Annotated in this window: 20 protein-coding genes; 12 read left to right on the top strand and 8 right to left on the bottom strand. The window is 73.1% G+C overall.

Annotated elements, in window-relative coordinates:
- The first annotated feature begins 65 nt into the window (after window positions 1–65).
- Window positions 66–1,094 (top strand): glucosyl-3-phosphoglycerate synthase, encoded by a 1,029-nt coding sequence (locus ACZ6W9_RS30570; protein WP_470120867.1) that lies wholly within the window; start codon window positions 66–68, stop codon window positions 1,092–1,094.
- A 196-nt stretch (window positions 1,095–1,290) separates the two neighbouring features.
- On the top strand, window positions 1,291–2,193 hold the full coding sequence (locus ACZ6W9_RS30565) for a cation diffusion facilitator family transporter (RefSeq protein WP_389960690.1): 903 nt from the start codon (window positions 1,291–1,293) through the stop codon (window positions 2,191–2,193).
- A gap of 159 nt (window positions 2,194–2,352) precedes the next feature.
- Here ACZ6W9_RS30565 and ACZ6W9_RS30560 read toward each other — a convergent pair whose 3' ends face one another.
- Entirely contained in the window at window positions 2,353–2,913 is a 561-nt protein-coding gene (locus ACZ6W9_RS30560) for a TetR family transcriptional regulator (RefSeq protein ID WP_362929603.1), read from the bottom strand.
- Between the two features lie 78 nt (window positions 2,914–2,991).
- On the opposite strand from ACZ6W9_RS30560, the gene ACZ6W9_RS30555 reads away from it, so the two are divergent.
- Window positions 2,992–4,572: an MDR family MFS transporter gene (locus tag ACZ6W9_RS30555; RefSeq protein WP_389960688.1), complete on the top strand. Its 1,581-nt coding sequence runs from the start codon at window positions 2,992–2,994 to the stop codon at window positions 4,570–4,572.
- 88 nt (window positions 4,573–4,660) lie between these two features.
- Here the strand turns inward: ACZ6W9_RS30555 and ahpD are convergent, their stop codons facing one another.
- Complete coding sequence (gene ahpD / locus ACZ6W9_RS30550) at window positions 4,661–5,197, bottom strand: alkylhydroperoxidase, AhpD family (protein WP_389960686.1); 537 nt, start codon at window positions 5,195–5,197, stop codon at window positions 4,661–4,663.
- On the bottom strand, window positions 5,197–5,751 hold the full coding sequence (locus ACZ6W9_RS30545) for a peroxiredoxin (protein ID WP_470120824.1): 555 nt from the start codon (window positions 5,749–5,751) through the stop codon (window positions 5,197–5,199). Before ACZ6W9_RS30545 ends, ahpD begins: the two co-directional genes overlap by 1 nt.
- Before the next feature lie 97 nt (window positions 5,752–5,848).
- On the opposite strand from ACZ6W9_RS30545, the gene ACZ6W9_RS30540 reads away from it, so the two are divergent.
- Window positions 5,849–6,793 (top strand): hydrogen peroxide-inducible genes activator, encoded by a 945-nt coding sequence (locus tag ACZ6W9_RS30540; protein WP_389960682.1) that lies wholly within the window; start codon window positions 5,849–5,851, stop codon window positions 6,791–6,793.
- Window positions 6,794–6,810: 17 nt separating this feature from the next.
- Here ACZ6W9_RS30540 and ACZ6W9_RS30535 read toward each other — a convergent pair whose 3' ends face one another.
- The 3 genes from ACZ6W9_RS30535 to ACZ6W9_RS30525 form a co-directional block, all read right to left on the bottom strand.
- A complete protein-coding gene (locus ACZ6W9_RS30535) occupies window positions 6,811–7,188 on the bottom strand; it encodes a type II toxin-antitoxin system death-on-curing family toxin (protein WP_389960680.1) in 378 nt (125 codons plus the stop codon).
- A complete protein-coding gene (locus ACZ6W9_RS30530; protein ID WP_268246277.1) occupies window positions 7,185–7,313 on the bottom strand; it encodes a hypothetical protein in 129 nt (42 codons plus the stop codon). Before ACZ6W9_RS30530 ends, ACZ6W9_RS30535 begins: the two co-directional genes overlap by 4 nt.
- A 138-nt stretch (window positions 7,314–7,451) precedes the next feature.
- The gene (locus ACZ6W9_RS30525) at window positions 7,452–8,636 is read right to left on the bottom strand and encodes a pyridoxal phosphate-dependent aminotransferase (RefSeq protein WP_389960677.1); all 1,185 of its coding nucleotides are present in this window, start codon (window positions 8,634–8,636) and stop codon (window positions 7,452–7,454) included.
- 73 nt (window positions 8,637–8,709) lie between these two features.
- On the opposite strand from ACZ6W9_RS30525, the gene ACZ6W9_RS30520 reads away from it, so the two are divergent.
- Window positions 8,710–9,231 (top strand): AAA family ATPase, encoded by a 522-nt coding sequence (locus ACZ6W9_RS30520; protein ID WP_389960675.1) that lies wholly within the window; start codon window positions 8,710–8,712, stop codon window positions 9,229–9,231.
- Window positions 9,232–9,343: 112 nt separating this feature from the next.
- Here ACZ6W9_RS30520 and ACZ6W9_RS30515 read toward each other — a convergent pair whose 3' ends face one another.
- Window positions 9,344–10,720, bottom strand: a complete 1,377-nt coding sequence (locus ACZ6W9_RS30515) for a GH1 family beta-glucosidase (protein WP_389960673.1) — start codon at window positions 10,718–10,720, stop codon at window positions 9,344–9,346.
- A gap of 372 nt (window positions 10,721–11,092) precedes the next feature.
- Between ACZ6W9_RS30515 and ACZ6W9_RS30510 the strand changes: the two genes are divergently transcribed.
- From ACZ6W9_RS30510 to ACZ6W9_RS30480, 7 genes are all read left to right on the top strand, one after another.
- On the top strand, window positions 11,093–12,112 hold the full coding sequence (locus tag ACZ6W9_RS30510; protein ID WP_470120820.1) for a LacI family DNA-binding transcriptional regulator: 1,020 nt from the start codon (window positions 11,093–11,095) through the stop codon (window positions 12,110–12,112).
- Window positions 12,113–12,216: 104 nt separating this feature from the next.
- Window positions 12,217–13,248, top strand: a complete 1,032-nt coding sequence (locus ACZ6W9_RS30505; RefSeq protein WP_470120818.1) for a DUF418 domain-containing protein — start codon at window positions 12,217–12,219, stop codon at window positions 13,246–13,248.
- Between the two features lie 58 nt (window positions 13,249–13,306).
- Complete coding sequence (locus ACZ6W9_RS30500; RefSeq protein WP_470120816.1) at window positions 13,307–14,137, top strand: carbon-nitrogen hydrolase family protein; 831 nt, start codon at window positions 13,307–13,309, stop codon at window positions 14,135–14,137.
- 9 nt (window positions 14,138–14,146) lie between these two features.
- On the top strand, window positions 14,147–14,608 hold the full coding sequence (locus ACZ6W9_RS30495; RefSeq protein ID WP_389960665.1) for a hypothetical protein: 462 nt from the start codon (window positions 14,147–14,149) through the stop codon (window positions 14,606–14,608).
- Window positions 14,605–15,036, top strand: coding sequence for a hypothetical protein (locus ACZ6W9_RS30490; protein ID WP_389960663.1), 432 nt, complete (start codon window positions 14,605–14,607; stop codon window positions 15,034–15,036). Before ACZ6W9_RS30495 ends, ACZ6W9_RS30490 begins: the two co-directional genes overlap by 4 nt.
- A 162-nt stretch (window positions 15,037–15,198) precedes the next feature.
- Window positions 15,199–15,717 carry a SigE family RNA polymerase sigma factor gene (locus ACZ6W9_RS30485; protein WP_389960661.1) on the top strand — a complete coding sequence of 173 codons (519 nt, stop codon included), beginning with the start codon at window positions 15,199–15,201 and terminating at the stop codon, window positions 15,715–15,717.
- Window positions 15,714–16,946: a hypothetical protein gene (locus ACZ6W9_RS30480; RefSeq protein WP_389960659.1), complete on the top strand. Its 1,233-nt coding sequence runs from the start codon at window positions 15,714–15,716 to the stop codon at window positions 16,944–16,946. Before ACZ6W9_RS30485 ends, ACZ6W9_RS30480 begins: the two co-directional genes overlap by 4 nt.
- On the opposite strand, the gene ACZ6W9_RS30475 is transcribed toward ACZ6W9_RS30480, so the two are convergent.
- Window positions 16,922–18,418, bottom strand: a complete 1,497-nt coding sequence (locus tag ACZ6W9_RS30475; RefSeq protein ID WP_470120814.1) for a carboxyl transferase domain-containing protein — start codon at window positions 18,416–18,418, stop codon at window positions 16,922–16,924. The genes ACZ6W9_RS30480 and ACZ6W9_RS30475 overlap by 25 nt on opposite strands.
- Between the last annotated feature and the right edge of the window lie 17 nt (window positions 18,419–18,435).

Raw genomic sequence — 18,435 nt, 5'->3', positions numbered from 1 at the left:
ACGGTCGCACAGCGGAGGGGAGCCAGGAGCGATGACGACACCGGGACCCGCCCCCTCGACGGGTGATGTTCACTGAGGTCGGCCACTGGCTGGAGGCCCGTACGAGCCTGTCGGGCGGCTGGCCCCCCGAGGCGGTGACGGCGGCCAAGGGGCGGCACCGGGTGAGCGTCGTCCTGCCCGCCCGGAACGAGGAGCGCACCGTCGGGGAGATCGTCGGACTGATCCGGCGTGACCTGCAGGAACGCCTTCCGCTGGTCGACGAGCTCGTGGTGGTGGACTCCCACTCGCACGACGCGACCGCGCGGAGGGCCGCGGACGCGGGGGCCCGCGTCGTCTTCCAGAACGCCCCGCTGCCCCGCTACGGCGCCATGACCGGCAAGGGCGACGCCCTCTGGAAGGCGCTCGCCGTCACGACCGGCGACGTGGTCGTCTTCGTGGACGCCGACCTGCGCGGCTTCTCCTCGCACTTCGTCACCGGGCTGCTCGGCCCGCTGCTGTCGGACCCCTCGGTGGCCTACGTCAAGGGCTGCTACGACCGGCCGCTCACCGAGGGCGAGGCCCTCCGGCCGCACGCGGGCGGGAGGGTCACCGAGCTGGTCGCCCGGCCGCTGATCAACCTGCACTGGCCCGAGCTGGCCGGTTTTCGCCAGCCGCTGGCGGGCGAGTACGCGGGCCGGCGCGCCGTGCTGGAGCGGATCCCCTTCGTCACCGGGTACGGCGTCGAACTGGGCCTGCTCATCGACCTGCTCGGCCTGGTGGGGCTGGACGCGCTCGCACAGGTGGATCTCGGTGTGCGGGCCCACTCCCACCAGCCGCTCGACGCGCTGGGGCGGATGGCCGCGCACATCATGCTCACCGCCTGGACGCGGCTGGAACGCCAGGGGCGGGTGTCCGCGGCTCCGCCGTACCACGAGATCCTGCAGTTCCCTACGGCGGGCGACGACCGGTGGCCGCGGGTGAGCGACGTGAGCGTGCACGAGCGACCGCCGCTGATCACCGTGCCCGAGTACACCGGGAGCCTCCACCCGAACCCGAACCCGAACCCGAACCCGAACCCGAACCCGAACCCGAACCCGGAACCGGAGCCGGGGTGAGGGCGGAACCCGGAACCGGGGCCGGGGCGAGGGGCCGCGTCCGGAACCGGGGCGAAGGCGGGGCCGGGGGCTGAGGGGGCCGCGCCGGACACCGCCCGTCCACCGGCGGTCCGGCCCTTGTCCGGCTCTTGCCCGGCCCGGCGTGGTTTCATAATTTCTGAGCAACTGTTCAAGTGTTGACGAGACGGGTCTTGGAATGGGTCACGGACACGGTCACGGCCACAGCGCCGGCTCGGACCGCCGCCTGCTGACGGCGGCGCTGGTGCTGCTCGTCGTCTTCATGGCGGCGGAGGTCGTCGTGGGCGTCATCGCCAACTCCATCGCGCTGATCTCGGACGCCGGGCACATGCTCACCGACGCCGCCTCCATCGCGCTCGCCCTGTTCGCGATGCGCCTGGCCGCCCGCCCGGCCAGCGGCGCCTACACCTTCGGCTGGAAGCGCGCGGAGATCCTGTCGGCGGCGGCCAACGGGCTGACGTTCGTGCTGCTCGTCGCCTACTTCGTCTACGAGGCGGTGCGGCGGCTCATCGAGCCGCCACAGGTGGCGGCCCCCCTGGTGGTCGGCACGGCCCTGACCGGGATCGCGGTCAACGCGGTGGCCACCTGGCTCATCTCCCGGGCCGACCGGACCAGCCTGAACGTCGAGGGCGCCTTCCAGCACATCCTCAACGACATGTACGCCTTCATCGCGACCGTGGTGGCGGGCGTCGTCGTCTGGGTCACCGGGTGGTCCCGGGCCGACGCGGTCGCCGCACTGGTGGTGGCGGCGCTGATGGCCAAGGCCGCGTACGGCCTGCTGCGCGAGGCCGGCCGCGTGCTGTTCGAGGCCGCGCCCTCGGGTGCGCCCCCGGCCGAGGTCGGCGCCGCGATCTGCGGCCACCCCGACGTCACTGGGGTGGAGGACCTGCACGTGTGGACGGTGACCAGCGGCTTCCCCGCGCTGTCGGCCCACGTGTCGGTACGGCCCGGCGGCGACTGCCACCGGGTCCGGCGCGAGCTCGCCGAGCTGCTGCACGAGCGCTTCCAGATCGACCACACCACGTTGCAGGTCGACCACGTCCCCGGCACCACCTGCCGGATCGCCGGGGCCAGGCCGTAACGGTCCCGCCCGGACGGCGGAGGACCGGGCCGCGGAGAACCGGGCCGCGGAGAACCGGGCCGCAGGGAGCCGGGCCCGCGCCGCAACGGACCGGGCCCGCGCCGTGACGGACCGGCCCTGAGCCGCGACGAACCGGATCCGGGCCGCGGCCGGCCGGGGTCAGGGCGCCAGGCACGCCTCGAAGACGGCGGTGAGCCGCCCGACCACGGCCTCCCGGTCCGGCGTCTCCAGCTCGCCCTTGCCGTAGAGCTGGCTCAGCATGCTCACCCCGGTGATCATCGCGGTGGCGGCGGTCGCCCGGAAGGCCGCGTCGCCGCCGGGCAGCCGCGCGGCCAGCGGCTCCAGGATCGCCGAGCCGACCCGGTCGCGGATGATCTCGTGGGTCTCGGTGCAGCCCGACGACCTGACGAGCGCCGACATGATCAGGCTGCCCTGGTCCGACCTGAGCCGGTCGGCGACGTACTCCGCCAGGCGGCGGGGAAGCTCCGCGGGCGGCACCTCCAGCACACCTGGGAAGCGTCCCTGCATGGCCAGAACCTCGGCGAACAGCTCCCGCTTGCTGCCGAAGTAGCGGTTGATCAGCGCGATGTTGGCATCGGCCTCGGCGGCGATCAGCCGCATCGTCACCTGGTCGTAGCCGAGTTCGGTGAACAGCCGGCGGGCGGCGTCGAGGATGCGCCGCCGGGTGCCCTCCCGGTCTCGCTGCCGTGTCTCGTCCACCTCGGGTCCTTCCGATTTGACCAGTAAACAAGCGTCTACTAACTTCATATGTATCGTACATACATTGGGGGCTGCTTCATGCTGACTGGACAACAGGTCCAGGCCGAGACCGCACCGCACTTCACACACAAACAGGTGCTGGAAATTCTGGCCGGGCTGATGCTCGCCATGCTGACGTCGATGATCTCGACCTCCGTGGTGGGAACCGCGCTGCCGACCATCGTCGGCAAGCTCGGCGGTCAGGAGCAGCTCTCCTGGGTCGCCAGTGCGACCCTGCTGACCATGACGGCGTCCACCCCGCTGTGGGGCAAGCTGTCCGACCTGTACGGGCGCAAGTTCATGTTCCAGGCCGCCCTGCTGGTCTTCCTGTTCTCCTCGGTGGCCGCGGGCTTCTCCCAGGACATGGGACAGCTCATCGCGGCCCGTGCCGTACAGGGTATCGGCGCCGGCGGCCTGGCCGCGCTGCCGCAGATCATCCTCGGCGACGTGGTGGAGCCCCGCGAGCGGGGCCGCTACTCCGGGTACATCGGCGCCGTCTTCGGCGTCTCCACCGTGGCCGGGCCGCTGCTCGGCGGCTTCATCGTCGACAACATGTCCTGGCGCTGGACGTTCTGGATCTGCGTGCCGCTGGCCGTGGTGGCGTTCGTCGTCATCCAGAAGGTGCTCAAACTGCCGTTCGTCCGCCGCGACACCAAGGTCGACTGGTGGGGCGCCACCTTCATCACCGGCGGCACCACCGCCCTGATGCTGCTGCTGTCCCTCGGCGGCAAGGAGTTCGCCTGGAACTCCGGCTGGACCTACGCCCTGGGCGGGCTCAGCCTGGTCATGTTCGTGGTCGCCGTCTTCGCCGAGCGCCGGGCCGCCGACCCCATCCTGCCGCCGCACCTGTTCCGCAACCGCACCTTCGTGCTCACCAGCGTCACCTCCCTGCTGGTCGGCGCCGCCATGTTCGGCGCGCTGATGTTCCTGCCGCAGTACCTGCAGATCGTCAAGGGCATGAGCCCCACCGGCTCGGGCCTGATGACCCTGCCCATGGTGCTCGGCCTGCTGACCGCCTCGATCTCGACCGGCCGGGTCGTCACCCGGACCGGCAGGTGGAAGATCTTCCCGATCCTCGGCATGCTGCTGGTCGCGGCCGGCCTGTTCATGCTCTCCCGCCTGCACGTGGACAGCTCGCTGGTGGTCGTCGGCGTCGACGTGGCGGTGCTCGGCATCGGCCTGGGCGCGACGATGCAGATCCTGATCCTGGCCGCGCAGAACTCCGTCCCCCGCCGCGACATGGCCTCCACCACCTCGGGCGTGACGTTCTTCCGCTCCCTCGGCGGCGCGGTCGGCGTGGCGGCCTTCGGCGCCATCCTGACCAACCGGCTCAGCGCAGAGATCGTCGCGCTGGCGCGTGAGGCGCACCTGCGCCTCACCGGCGGCGCCACGCCCAACCTCGGCGCTCCCGCCGACATCCGCAGGCTGCCCGCCCCCGTGCTGGACGTCATCCTGGAGGCCTTCACCCGGGCCATGCAGATGGTCTTCCTGGTCGGCGTGCCGATCGCCCTGGTCGCCGTGGTGACCGCCCTGCTGCTGAAGGAGGTGCCGCTGCGCTCGGCCCGGGGCCCCCGCCCCGACACCGCCGACCCCTCGGCTCCCCCGGTCACGGTGGAGTGACCCGCGTCTGACCCGCGTCCCGTGAGACGCGAAAGGGCGGGCGTCCTTCGAAAGGACGCCCGCCCTTCCCGCGTGCGGGAGGAGGACCTCAGACGGCGGCCAGGGCCGCCTCGGTCTCCAGCGTCGCGGCGACGGCGTTGACCACCGCGGCGATCCGGATCGCCTCCTGGATCTGCTCGCGGGGCATGCCGGACTGGCGCAGCACCTGCTCGTGCGACTCCAGGCACCGGCCGCAGCCGCCGATGGCGGAGACCGCGAGCGACCACAGCTCGAAGTCGATCTTCTCCACGCCGGGGTTGCCGATGATCGTCATCCGCAGCCTGGCCGGCATGGTGGCGTACGTCTCGTCACCGATCAGGTGCGTCGACCGGTAGTAGACGTTGTTCATCGCCATGATCGCGGCGGCGCCCTTGGCCGCCGTGAACGCCTCGGCCGACAGGGCGCCGGCCGCCTCGGAGGCGATCTCGGCGATCACCCGCTGGGACCGGGTGGCCGCCGCGCAGGCGAGCAGCGTCCCCCAGAGCTGCTGCTCGGTCAGCGAGGAGGTCGTGACCAGCGACCCGAGGTTGAGCTTGACGTCCTTGGCGTAGGCCGGCAGGGCGTCCTTCAGGTTGTCGATCGGCATCAGGCGCCGGCCATCAGCTTCTTGGCGTCGAGGCCCGACTCGCCCTTGTTCCAGTTGCAGGGGCACAGCTCGTCCGACTGCAGCGCGTCGAGGACCCGCAGGACCTCCTTGACGTTGCGGCCGACCGAACCCGCGGTCACCATGACGAACTGGATCTCGTTGTTCGGGTCCACGATGAAGGTGGCGCGCTGGGCGACGCCGTCCTCGCCCAGGATGCCCAGGGACTCCGACAGCTCCCGCTTGATGTCGGACATCATCGGGAAGGGCAGGTCACGCAGGTCCGGGTGGTCCTTGCGCCAGGCGTGGTGGACGAACTCCGAGTCCACGGAGAAGCCCAGGACCTGGGCGTCGCGGTCGGCGAACTCGCCCTCCAGCCGGCCGAACTCGGCGATCTCGGTCGGGCAGACGAAGGTGAAGTCCTTCGGCCACGCGAAGTAGACCTTCCACTTGCCCTCGTAGGACTTGTGGTTGATATCGGCGAACGCGTTGTCGGCGTCCAGGGAGACGCACGCGGTCAGTTCGAACTCAGGGAAGTGGTCACCGATGGTGAGCAAGTCCGGATCTCCTTTGAAGACGACTTCGTTGTCGGGGCCCTACCCTGCCGCATCTAGCATTGATCCGTGAAATCGAACGGCTGGACCAATCCGAGAGGTGTTTCCTATCAGTGATCCCGCCCCCACCCTCGCCCAGCTGCGCGCCTTCCTCGCCGTGGCCGACCATCTGCACTTCCGGGAGGCCGCCGCGTCGCTCCGGATGAGCCAGCCCGCTTTGTCGGGGGCCGTCTCGGCGCTGGAGGAGACTTTGCAGGCCCGGCTGCTGGAGCGCACCACCAGGAAGGTGCTGCTGACCCCGGCCGGCGAGCGGGTGGCCGAGCACGCCGCGAGGGTCATGGCGGCGGTGGAGGGCCTGATGGCGGAGGTGGCGCAGACCCGGGAGCCGTTCCGCGGCCCGGCGCACCTCGGGGTGATCCCCACGGTCGCGCCGTACGTGCTGCCCGTGCTGCTGCCGATGTTCGCCAGGGAGTTCCCCCGGCTCAAGCTGACCGTGCACGAGGCCAGGACCGAGACCATCCTGGAGGAACTGCGCGAGGGCCGCCTCGACATGGTGCTGCTCGCGCTGCCGGCCGACGCCGCGGGACTGGTCGAGGAGCCCCTCTACGAGGAGGACTTCCTGCTCGCCGTGCCCGCGGACCACCCGCTGGCCGGGGGGTCGGGACCGGTGGACCGCGAGACGCTCAAAGGGCTGGACATCGTTCTGCTCAACCAGGGCCACTGCCTGCGCGAGCAGGCCATCGACGTCTGCCGCGAGGTCGGTGCCCGCGCCACCGCCACGACGTACGCGACCAGCCTGCCGACGCTGGTGCAACTCGTGACGGGCGGGCTCGGGGTGACCCTGCTGCCGGAGTCGGCGGTCCAGGTGGAGACGGGCAGGCGCTCACGGCTCGCGCTGCGCCGCTTCCGCGACCCGGCTCCGGGCCGCACCATCGGCCTGGCCTACCGCGCCAGCTCCGCCCGCACCGCCGAGTACGCCCGGATCGCCGCCGCCGTCCGCGCGGCCCTCCGCTCCCGCCGCCTGCCCATCCGCATCACCCCCTGACCACCCGGCCGGATGAGCTACCTCGCGAAGCTCCGGATCGCCTCGGCGATCTCATTGATCTCGGTGAGCTTGCCTGAGGCGATCTCGATCACGAAGTCATAGGCTGCGTCGTCGTCCTCCGGGTCGACCTCGACGCCGTTCTTGGCGCAGAAGGCATACATGGTGAGCCATGCCGCGCGCTTGTTACCGTCGACGAACGGATGATTGGTGACGATCGAGTGGAGCAGCGCCGCCGCTTTGGAGAACAGATCGGGATACGCGTCCTGACCGAACAGAGAGGTCTGCGGACGAAGCAACGCCGCCTCAAGAAGCCCGATATCACGGACCTGGATCGGCCCTCCGACCGACCGACGTGCGATCCGCAGCCCCTGTTCCAGGGTGATGAAGACCGTCATTCCCCGAGCCTGCGCAATAGGTCTGCAAAGCGACGGGCCCCCCGCTCTGCGATCTCGTCGGTGAGGTCGTCGTCGGCCGCCCGCGCGAGGTACTCCTCAATGGCATGCAGTGCCACCTGCTGCATGCTCCGTCCTTCCTTGTCCGCTCGCCGCCGGAGAGCTTCAGCCTGGTCGTCCGAGAGTCGCAAGGTCATAGCCATGCCTCCCATCGTAAAACGTGCCTGGTATCAGTGCGATACCAGGCACGGAAAGTATAATCACGATTACCCATCGTCGCCTTCGGTTTTGCCGAGGCGGGTGAGGCGGTGGACGGCCTCGTCGATGACCTCGTCCTTCTTGCAGAAGGCGAAGCGCACGAAGTGGGCGCCCCGTTCCTGGCGGGTGTAGAAGACCTGGGTGGGGACGGCCACCACCCCGGCCAGCGACGGCAGCTCGCGGGTGAGGGCCAGGCCGTCGGAGAAGCCGAGCGGGCGGATGTCGGCCTGGACGAAGTAGGTCCCGGCCGGGCGGTAGACGTCGAACCCGGCGGCGGCCAGCCCGGCGGCCAGCCGGTCGCGCTTGGCCTGCAGCCCGTCGCGCAGCGCGGCGACCCACTCCATCTCGTGGCGCAGGCCGTGGGCCACGGCGAGCTGCCAGGGGGCGGCGGCGGTGAAGGTGAGGAACTGCTTGACGGTCTGCACGGCACGGACCAGCTCCGGCGGCGCGCACACCCAGCCGGTCTTCCAGCCGGTCACCGAGAAGGTCTTGCCCGCCGAGGAGATCGTCACGGTGCGCTCGCGCATGCCGGGGAGGGTGGCGAGGGGGACGTGCTCGACGCCGTCGAAGGTGAGGTGCTCGTAGACCTCGTCGGTGACGGCGACCAGGTCGCGTTCCCGGCACAGTCCGGCGATCTCTTCCAGCTCCGCGCGGGTGAGGACCGTGCCGGTCGGGTTGTGCGGGGAGTTGACCAGGATCACCCGGGTACGGGGACCCACGGCGGCGCGCAGCTCGGCCGGATCGAAGGTGAAGCGCCCGCGGTCCGGGCGCAGCGTGACCGGCCGCAGCACGGCCCCGGCCAGGGAGATCGCGGCGGCGTAGGAGTCGTAGCAGGGCTCGAAGGCGATCACCTCGTCGCCGGGCTCGCACAGCGCCAGGACCGAAGCGGCGACCGCCTCGGTGGCCCCGACGGTCACCAGGATCTCCCCGTCGGGGTCGTAGGCGAGGCCGTAGTGCTCCTTGCGGTGCTCGGAGACGGCCTGGCGCAGCTCGGGGACGCCCGGACCGGGCGGGTACTGGTTGTGCCCCTCCCGGATCGCCGACGCCGCCCGTTCCAGCATCGCCGCCGGGCCGTCGGTGTCGGGGAAGCCCTGCCCGAGGTTGATCGAACCGGTCCGTACGGCCAGCGCCGACATCTCCGCGAAGATCGTCGTGCCGAACCCGCGCATCCGCGCCACCAGGGGATCGTTCATCCGCCCAGGGTAACCGGCGCCGGATCCGCCGATCGAGTACGAACCGGTCCCCGGGCCCCGGTACGGTCACCACATGATCATTTGGCTGAACGGCACCTTCGGCGCGGGCAAGACGACCACCGCCGGAGAGCTCGTCAAGATCGTCCCGGACGCGCGGGTCTTCGACCCCGAGGTGGTCGGTTTCATGCTCCGGTACCTCAAGGTCCTGCCCGAGGTGCCGGACTTCCAGCAGTGGCCCGCCTGGCGCGACCTGGTCGTGGAGACCGCCGTCCGGCTGCTCGACCACGTCGGCGGGGTGCTCGTCGCCCCGCAGACGGTCCTGGTCGAGGGGTACTGGGCGGAGATCCGCGACGGCCTGGGGAAGGCCGGCGTCCCCGTCCGCCACTTCCTGCTCCACACCGACGAGGACACCCTCACCCACCGGATCGAGACCGACCTCGTGGAGACCGGTGCCCTGCGGTGGCGCCTGGACCACCTCCCCCGCTACCGCGACGCCCTGCCCTGGCTGCGGCGGGCGGCGGAGGTCGTCGACACGACCGGGATCGCGCCGGAGCGGGTCGCCCGCCTGGTCGCCTCCGCGGCGGGGTACCGGTGACCGGCGCCGGCCGCACCCGGACGCGGACTCGGGGCTTCCACCCGGATGCGAGACCCCTTGGGCGCCCTCGGGCGGTCCCCCCGGGCGCGGACCCCGTCCGGGACGGGGAGGCTCAGGCGCGGCCGGCGATGACGTCGCGGTACCAGCGGTAGCTGGCCTTGGGCGTGCGGGCCTGGGTGGCGTAGTCGACGTGCACCAGGCCGAACCGGGCGGCGTATCCCCGGGCCCACTCGAAGTTGTCCAGCAGCGACCAGCAGAAGTACCCCCGCACGTCCACCCCCTCGTCGAGGGCGGCGCGGGTGGCGTCCAGGTGCGCGGCGAGGTAGGCGACGCGGCCGGTGTCGTCGAGGTCGCCGTCGTCGCCGTAGCCGTTCTCGGTGACGAAGACCGGCGGCAGGCGGGGGAAGCGGGCGGCGAGGCCGGTGAGGGTGTCGCGCAGGCCGTCCGGCTCGATCCGCCAGCCCAGCCCGGTGACCGGCGGCCCGTCCGGTGTGACCGTGCGGACGCCGATGTCGAAGGCGGGGCGCAGCGCCGGGTCGGGCTGGTCGTACGGCGCGGCGGCGGCGTGGATCGGGTAGTAGTAGTTGACCCCGAGGAAGTCCAGCGGCGCCGAGATCACCGCGAGGTCGCCGTCGCGGCGGAAGGAGAAGTCGCTGATCTCCCCGTAGACCTCGGCCATGTCCCCGGGGTAGACGCCGCCGAGCAGCGGCTCGGTGAACTGCCGGTTGACCATCAGGTCCATCCGGCGCGCGGCGGCCGCGTCCTCGGCCGACGGGCTCGCCGGCACGGCGGGCGACATGTTGAGCGTGATGCCGATCCGCTCCCCCGGGCGGGCCCGCTCCCGCAGCCGGGCGGCCGCCAGGCCGTGCCCGAGCAGCAGGTGGTGCGCCGCCGCCAGGGCCCCGTGCCCCTCGCGGGCGCCGGGCGCGTGGCGGCCCTCGGCGTATCCGGTGACGGCGGAGCAGTAGGGCTCGTTCAGCGTGGTCCAGTACGGCACGCCCTCCAGCGCCTCGTGCACGACGGCGGCGTAGTCGGCGAACCGCTCGGCGGTGTCGCGGGCCCGCCAGCCGCCCCGCTCCTCCAGCGCCTGGGGCAGGTCCCAGTGGTAGAGGGTGACGAACGGCGTGATGCCGCGCTCGCGGAGCGCGCCGACGAGGCGGCGGTAGAAGTCGAGGCCGCGCCGTTCGGGACGGCCGCCTCCCTCGGGGAGGATCCTCGGCCAGGCCACCGACAGCCGGTAGGCGCCGACGCCGAGACCGGCGAGGAGCTCCACGTCCTCGGGCCAGCGGCGGTAGTGGTCGCAGGCGGGGTCGCCCGACTCCCCCGCGGCCGTCGCGCCGGGGACCCGGCAGAAGACGTCCCAGATCGACGGGCCCCGGCCGTCGGCGTCGACGGCCCCTTCGATCTGGTAGGCCGAGGTGGCCACGCCCCAGACGAACCCGGCCGGGAAGCCCCCGGCCGCCGGGGCGCGCTCTTCGGTCGCCGTCATCGAGAAACCCCCTGGAAGACCCGGTCGCGGAAAGGTCGGAGAAGGAGAGGAAGGGGAGCCGGCGGCCCTGACCGCCCCCGGCTCCCCCGGCCCACCCCGGCTCGCCCTGCGACGGAGTCACCGCCCCCTGGAGAGGACGCGACCGGCCGTCCCGGCGGGCGGGGCGTTCCGGAGAACGCGCCTGCCCGCCGGAAAACGAGCGACTCATTGAATTTCATATTTGGAACGCCCCGTTTGTCAACCCTTTTCACCATTCCTGACCGATCTCCCGAACCCGTCGTGATCAGCGGAGTCGTCTCTCCGTCCCTGGCCGCTAGTTTCTCTGTAACCGGTTACATGTAACCGGTTACAGAGATGGGGTAGCGTGCGGGGGTGGCAACGATCCGAGACCTGGCCCGCCAGTGCGGCGTGTCGGTGGCGACCGTCTCCCGCGTCTTCAACAACCCCGACGCGGTGACCCGCGAGACGCGCGAGACCGTCCTGCGCGCCGCCGCGCTCCTGGGCTACACCCCGAGCGCGCCGGCGCGGACCCTCGCCACCAAGCGGTCGGACATGATCGGCCTCGCGTGGGACACCGGCCACCGCGGCCCCGGATGGCGCCACCCCTTCCTCCAGGAGATCCTCGTCGGCCTGAAGACCGCGCTGAACGAGCGGGGACGGCACCTGCTGATGCTCGCCTCCAGCGAGGACGCCGACGGCCACCTGCGGGCCGTACGGCGGCACAGCCTCGACGGCGTGGTGTTCATCGACGACGGAACCGCCGACCCCACCCTCAACCGGCTGGCCGGGGCCGGCGTGCCCTGCGTCTCGCTGGACCGCCCGGTCACCGGCCGCCGGGCGACGTACGTCACCTCCGACAACGCGGGGGGCGCCGCCGCCGCCGTACGGCACCTGCACGAGCGGGGCCGGCGGCGGATCGCCACGATCACCGGGCCCGGCCGCACGCACCCGGGGACCGAGCGGCTGGCCGGTTACCGTGCCGCGCTCGCCGCCCTCGGCCTGCCGGTCCGCGACGAGTACGTCGTGGAGGGCGACTTCTACCTCGACGGCGGGCACGCGGCGATGCGGCGGCTGCTGGCACTGGACGAGCGTCCCGACGCCGTCTTCGCCGCCGGGGACGAGATGGCGGTCGGCGCCGTCCGGGCCGCCGCGGAGGCGGGGCTGGACGTCCCCGGCGACGTCGCGGTGGCGGGCTTCGACGACATCGAGCTGGCCTCGCTGGTCCGGCCCGCCCTGACGACCGTCGCCCAGGACAAGGCGGGGTTCGGCGAGGCGGTCGCCGCCGCGCTCATCTCCATGATCGACGACCCGGCCGCCCCCGCGCCGCCGCCCACGGTGCTGCCGGCCCGGCTGGTCGTCCGCGAGACGAGCGGGCCGCCCCGCGCCGGGTGATCCCCGTACGACGCGCCCGGACCCACGCGGCCCGGCCGGGCACGCGGGACGTTCCCTCCGGGCGGCCTCCCCGTACGGCGGGCCGGTCTGGTTGTCTGGATCGCATGAGCGAGACCCGACCCGCCGGGACCTCCCCGGCCGCCGCGGCGCGCAGGCTGCACGAGCTGGACGTCCTGCGCGGCTTCGCGGTGTGCGGGATCATGGTGGTCAACGCCTGGCAGCACACCCGCGCGCGCCTGCCGTCCGCCGGCCGCGACGCGGTCGACTGGGGCGTGGAGAACCTGCTGCAGGCCAGGTTCTATCCGATCTTCTCGTTCCTGTTCGGGCTGAGCTTCGTGTTGTTCCTGCGGTCGGCCGCCGGGCGGGCGCGGCATCCGCGGGCGGTGCTGCTGCGCAGGCTGGCGGTGCTGGCCTGCTTCGGCGCGCTCCACCAGCTGGTCAACCCCGGTGAGGTGCTGCTGCCGTACGCGATCTTCGGCGCGGCCGTCCTGCTGCCCGCCTCCTACCTCCCCCGGGCCGCGGTGGCGGCGCTGGGCGCGGCGGCCACCGCCTGGGCGGCGCAGGAGGGCGGCGGGCTGATCCTGGTGCCGGGGCTGTTCCTGCTGGGCGCGGCGCTGATGCGCTACGCCCCGCCGGAGCGGCTGCTGCCGCCCGCCTTCGCCGTCTCGGCGGTCCTGGCGGTGACGCTCACCGCCTGGTGGGTCCGCACCGCCGCCGACCCGGCCCTGTTCCACCGGGCCGTCTACCCGGCGGCCGGGCTGGCCGCGGCGGCGGCCTACTGCACCGGTCTGCTGCTGCTCCTGCGGACCCGGGCCCGCCGCGCGCTGCTGGCGGCCCTGGCGCCGCTCGGCCGGATGGCGCTGACGAACTACCTGCTCAGCACCGCGGCGATCCTCGCGGCGCTGCCGCTGCTGACGGCCGATCCGACCAGGGCCGGTGTGCTCGCGCTGTCGGCGGTCGTGCTGGCGGCGCAGATCGTCCTCAGCCGCCTGTGGCTGCGGCGCTTCCGCTACGGCCCCGCCGAATGGCTGTGGCGGTGCCTGACATGGCTGGAGCGGGTGCCGAACCGCCGGGTAGGGTCGCAGTCGTCAACGGTCCCCTCCTCCCGGGACCCCTCGTGTGACTCCCCGCCGTAGCGGGGATCAACCCGGCGGGTCCCGGCGAGCGGGGCCACATCCGAGCAGGAGGCAACCGGTGACGCGCATCGCCCTGTGCCAGATCCCCGTCGATGAGGAGCCCGCCGTCAACCTGCGCCGCGCGCGCGAGGCGATGGAGCGGGCCGCCGCCGACGGCGCCGAGCTGGCGGTCTTCCCCGAGGCGACGCTCACCCGGTACGGCAAGCGGATCACCGACCTGGCCGAGCCGCTGGACGGCCCCTTCGTCACCGGGCTCGCCGAGGCGGCCCGCGCGCACCGCATGGCCGTGATCGCGGGCGTGTTCGAGCCGGGCGCGCCGGACGGAGCGGGCGGGCCGGCGGGGCCGGGGACCCGCCTGGTGCACAACACCGCGGTGGCGCTCGGCCCGTCCGGTGAGATCGCGGCCGCCTACCGGAAGATCCACCTGTTCGACTCCTTCGGAGCCCGCGAGTCCGAGCTGGTCGCGCCGGGTGACGCGCCGGTCGTGGTGGAGCTGGCCGGCCTGCGGGTCGGCCTCGTCACCTGCTACGACGTCCGCTTCCCCGAACTGGGCCGCGCCCTGGTGGACCGGGGGGCCGAGGTGCTGGCGGTGATCGCGGCATGGGGGTCCGGCCCGATGAAGGAGGATCACTGGGCGACCCTGGTCCGGGCCAGGGCGATCGAGAACACGGTCTGGGTGGCGGCCGTGGGCCAGGCCCCCGACCCCGCCTACCGTGACGGCTTCGGCGTCGGCCGCAGCATGCTGGTCGACCCGATGGGCGTCGTCCGCGCCGGCCTGGGGCCGGCCCCTGGGGTGCTGACGTCCGTACTCGACCCTCAGATCACGATTGACACCCGGAATGCCCTGCCGTGCCTGGAACACCGGCGGCTCGGAGCCGGCGGATCGTAAAATGCGACCGTGAGTGATCCACCTGGGCGCAGAACGCAGATGCAGAAGGTCATCCCGCCTCGGCTGCTCGTGCCCTACCTGTCAGGCAGGCGGACCGTCATCTCGGGATACGTCTACCGGGTGCAGGACTGCGCCCGCCTGACCACCCCCGCCCAGCTCTTCACGGGTCTCGACCTGGGATTCGAGGGCTCGGAGCTGACCGCCACGACCCCGGAGATCTACCTCATGCGCTGGTTCGCCCGCGACATCGACGACTACGTCGTGCCGTACGGCCCGCACATGGGCGGTGACTGGAACGATGCACCGCCGTTCACCGGGAACGGCTTCACGACCTCGCGCGAGCACGGCATACCGCAGTTCCACACCTTGCCCGCGCCGATCCCGGCCGGAGCGGAGATCGTCCACGTGACCTCCGGCGGCGAGCGCCCGTTCGGCGTCTACGACGGCCTGACCTGGCGGCCGGCGGCATGAGCGACGAGATCGAGCCGGTGGCGTCGGGTTTCGTCGCCCACTACGGCGGGCGGACCCACGTCGCGGCCCTCGGCCCGGGCGCCTCGGAGGTCACCCTGTTCGACGAGGAGGCCCTGGAGGGCTTCGAGCCCGCCTCCGGGTACTGGCGGGCCGTGGTGGAGCGCGAGGACCTCGAACGGCTGACGCTGGTCCGCACGGTGGGCTCGTTCGGCGGCGAGCCGTGCCTCATCCTCGACGTCTCCGAGGAGAACGGCGAGGAGAGCCTGCACATCGCCTACACCGGCCACAGCGGCCTCAAGGCCGAGGCGCTGGGCTACTGGATGGTCGACCACGGCGCCTACGAGGTCGTCGTGCCGCGCGAGGAGGTCTTCTCCGTCCGTGTGGAGCGCGTCCCCATCCCCCTCACCCTCCCCGCCGCCGAGGAGTGACCCGAGGCCCAGGAGTGACCCGGGGCCGGCCCAGCCCGGCCCCGGCGGCTTCTCCCGGCCGGTCCTGACACCTCGGCCCCGGCTCCCGGCATGACCCGGCCCCGGTGGTCTTTTCCCGGTGGGGTCCTGTCAACCGGCGGGCCCTCCGGGTGTCTCGCTACCGTGATCGACGTTTCCGACATCCCAGGCGTCTCGTCCGGGACGCCGCCCTCGTTCGCCGAGTTGTTCGCGGCGCACCATCCGTCGATGGTGCGCCTGGCCGGGCTGCTCGGCGCCGACGACCCCGAGGACATCGCCCAGGAGGCGTTCGCCCGCCTCCACGCGCGGCGGGCCCGGCTGCGCGACGACGGCGCGGCCGTCGCCTATGTCCGGTCCACCGTCTGCAACCTGACCCGCAACCGGCTGCGTCACCTGCGGCTGGCACGGCTGCGCCGCCCCGAGCCGCCGCCGGACGCGCACAGCGGGGAGCACCTCGCCCTGGTCGCCGAACGGCACCGGGAGCTCCTCGCCGCCGTCGACCGGCTCCCCCGCCGCCAGCGCGAGGCCGTCGTCCTGCGCTACTGGCTGGACCTCTCGGAACGGGAGATCGCCGACGCCATGGGCGTCTCCCCCGGTTCCGTCAAGACGCACACCAGCCGGGGGCTGGCCGCCCTCGGCAGGGCTCTCGGGGAGGAATCATGAACGATCTGGAGGAGCGGCTGCGCGCCGCACTCGACGCCCGCGCCGGAACCTACGGCACCGCCCCCGACGCCTACGCGAAGACCGTCTCCCGCGCCCGCAGGACCGCTCGCAGGCCACTGCGCCGCAGGCTCGTCCTGGTCCCGGTGGCCGCCGCCGCGGCCGCGGTGACCGCCGTGGCGGTGTTCCTGAACGCGGGCTCCGGTCCCGGGGTGAGCGTCGCCATCGGAGCCGCCGGGGGACAGGACCTCTACCGGCGGGCCGTCGCCGAGAACCCGCCGGTCGGCGAACCGATGACGGTCGGCGATCCGGTGGAGGACAGGCCGGTGATCATGTGGTTCGCCGGAGGGGCCGCCCCGGGCGGCTACCGGTTCTGCGACATCGTCCAGCAGGCGTCCGGTGGGGCGTCGAGCGGTTGCTCGAAGGTGCCTCCGGAGGGTCACGAGCGGGAGAGCGCCTGGCAGCTGGACCGCTTCCACTCGCGCTGGCCGCGCCGGCCGGCCGAGCTGACCTACGGCGCCGCCCGCCCTGCCGTGACGCGGGTCGAGGGTGTCACCGGGGACGGCGCCCGGATCCCCGGTGTCATCCACCGGCCCGGCGGCGCGCCGCTGGCCGTATGGACCCTGTCCTTCCCGGCCGGCACCGAGGTGACGCGCATCGAGTTCCTCGACGGTGACGGCAGGGTCGTGCAGCGGATCAGGCAGGACGCCCCCATGCTGCCCCCCGAGGTCGCGGGGCGGCCCATCGGGCCCGCCGCCGGCATGCCCGGCGGCCTCACCGCGCGCCTGTACGCCGACGACGCCGACCGGACCGTCGTCTGGTGGCGCGGCGGCGAGGTCACGGGGATGGACCTCATCGGGTCCAGGTATCCCCTGGCCGGTCCCCCGGGCGGGAAGGCACCGGTCGGCCTGGGGTTGTCCGACGGCCTCTGGTACGGCGTCGCCCGCGCCGGAACCGCCCGGGTCGCGCTGGTCTTCCGGGACGGCACGTCGGCCGGCGCCGACGCGGTCGCCGACCCGTGGGGCGGCGGCGTCGCCCTGTTCTCCGGCGCCTACCGGCGCTCCGACCCCTACTTGGAGGGCTTCGAGGTCGTCGGCTACGACGCGGCGGGGGCCGAGGTCTGGCGGCATGCGGTGCCGGCCGTCACCCCGATCCGCCCGGAGCCCGCCCCCGAGATCTCCGGGGCTCCCAGGGAGACGGAGCCTCCTCAGCCCACCCCGAGCCGCCGGTAGCGGGCCAGGCGGGCGGTGAGGCGGTCGGCGGGCGGGGCGGCCAGCAGGCCGGCGATCTCGTGTTCGAGGGCGGCGGACAGGCGGCGGCAGAACGCCTCCGGCTCGTAGGCGGCGTCGGGGAGCTCGGGGATGACCCGGTCCACGATGCCGTCGCGCCGCAGGTCGGTGGACTTCACACCCTGGGCGGCGGCGATCTCGGGGGCGAAGTCCACGCTGCGGTACAGCAGCGCCGAGGCGCCCTCTGGGGGCAGCGGGGACAGCCAGGCGTGCTGGGCGCACAGCACCCGGTCGGCCGGGAGCAGCGAGAGGGCGGCGCCCCCGGCCCCCTCGCCGAGCAGAAGGCAGACGGTCGGGGCGTCGAGCGTCACCAGGTCGGCCAGCGACCGGGCGATCTCGGCGGCGAGGCCGCCCTCCTCGGCGGCCTTCGACAGCGCCGCCCCGGAGGTGTCGACCACGGTGACCAGCGGCAGTCCCAGCTCCGAGGCCAGGCGCATGCCGCGGCGGGCGACCCGCAGCCCGGCCGGGCCGAGCTGGGCCCCCGACCGCCCCCGCTCGCGGTCCTGGCCGAGCACGACGGCGGGTGCCTCGCCGAAGCGGGCCAGGGCGATGAGCAGGCCGGGGTCGTTCTCCCCCTCGCCGGTGCCGTTGAGCGGGGTGACGTCGGAGGCGCCGTGGCGCAGCAGGGCCCGCACCCCGGGGCGGTCGTCGCGGCGGGAGCGGATGACCGAATCCCACGCCTCGACCGGCTGGACGGGCTCGTCCGCCTCGGGCTCCTTGATCCGCACCTCGCGCGGCGCGCACAGCACCGCCAGCACGCCGATGGCGACCTTCCGGACGTCCTCCGCGGAGACGACCGCGTCGATCAGGCCGTGGGCGAAGAGGTTCTCGGCGACCTGGACGCCCTCGGGGAACGGGTAGCCGTGCAGCGACTCGAACACCCGGGGCCCCAGGAAGCCGATGAGCGCGCCCGGCTCCGCCGCGGTGACGTGCCCGAGCGATCCCCAGGAGGCGAAGACCCCGCCGGTGGTGGGGTGGCGCAGGTAGACGATGTACGGCAGGCCCGCGGCGCGGTGCGCGGCGACCGCGGCGGTGATCTTCACCATCTGGGTGAAGGCCAGCGCGCCCTCCTGCATGCGGGTGCCGCCGGAGGCGGGCGCGGCCAGCAGCGGGAGCCGCTCGGCGGTGGCCCGCTCGACGGCGGCGGTGAGCCGCTCGGCCGCGGCCACCCCGATCGACCCGGCGAGGAAGGAGAACTCGCAGGCGACGACCGCGACCCGGCGGCCGTCCAGCAGTCCCTCGCCGGTGACGACCGACTCGTCGTATCCGCTCCGGGCGCGGGCCGCGGCCAGTTCCTCGGCGTAGTCGGACCCGTGCCCGGCCGGTTCGGCGGGCGGGGCGTCCCAGGACCGCCACGTCCCCGGGTCGAGGACGATGCCGATCATGGTGCGGACGTCGGGACGGTTCGGGCTCATCGGATTCCCCCGGTCCG

This window comes from Streptosporangium sp. NPDC053982, from assembly GCF_055585205.1.
Note: the sequence above shows the minus strand (reverse complement) of the source record. Positions and strands in the feature narration are given on the sequence as shown.

Excerpts from the sequence above, each read along its gene's own strand:
- ACZ6W9_RS30570 (WP_470120867.1), top strand. The coding sequence starts at position 66 with ATGTTCACTGAGGTCGGCCACTGGCTGGAGGCCCGTACGAGCCTGTCG.
- ACZ6W9_RS30565 (WP_389960690.1), top strand. The coding sequence starts at position 1,291 with ATGGGTCACGGACACGGTCACGGCCACAGCGCCGGCTCGGACCGCCGC.
- ACZ6W9_RS30555 (WP_389960688.1), top strand. The coding sequence starts at position 2,992 with ATGCTGACTGGACAACAGGTCCAGGCCGAGACCGCACCGCACTTCACA.
- ahpD (WP_389960686.1), bottom strand. The coding sequence starts at position 5,197 with ATGCCGATCGACAACCTGAAGGACGCCCTGCCGGCCTACGCCAAGGAC.
- ACZ6W9_RS30535 (WP_389960680.1), bottom strand. The coding sequence starts at position 7,188 with ATGACGGTCTTCATCACCCTGGAACAGGGGCTGCGGATCGCACGTCGG.
- ACZ6W9_RS30530 (WP_268246277.1), bottom strand. The coding sequence starts at position 7,313 with ATGCAGCAGGTGGCACTGCATGCCATTGAGGAGTACCTCGCGCGGGCG.
- ACZ6W9_RS30525 (WP_389960677.1), bottom strand. The coding sequence starts at position 8,636 with ATGAACGATCCCCTGGTGGCGCGGATGCGCGGGTTCGGCACGACGATC.
- ACZ6W9_RS30520 (WP_389960675.1), top strand. The coding sequence starts at position 8,710 with ATGATCATTTGGCTGAACGGCACCTTCGGCGCGGGCAAGACGACCACC.
- ACZ6W9_RS30515 (WP_389960673.1), bottom strand. The coding sequence starts at position 10,720 with ATGACGGCGACCGAAGAGCGCGCCCCGGCGGCCGGGGGCTTCCCGGCC.
- ACZ6W9_RS30505 (WP_470120818.1), top strand. The coding sequence starts at position 12,217 with ATGAGCGAGACCCGACCCGCCGGGACCTCCCCGGCCGCCGCGGCGCGC.
- ACZ6W9_RS30490 (WP_389960663.1), top strand. The coding sequence starts at position 14,605 with ATGAGCGACGAGATCGAGCCGGTGGCGTCGGGTTTCGTCGCCCACTAC.
- ACZ6W9_RS30480 (WP_389960659.1), top strand. The coding sequence starts at position 15,714 with ATGAACGATCTGGAGGAGCGGCTGCGCGCCGCACTCGACGCCCGCGCC.
- ACZ6W9_RS30475 (WP_470120814.1), bottom strand. The coding sequence starts at position 18,418 with ATGAGCCCGAACCGTCCCGACGTCCGCACCATGATCGGCATCGTCCTC.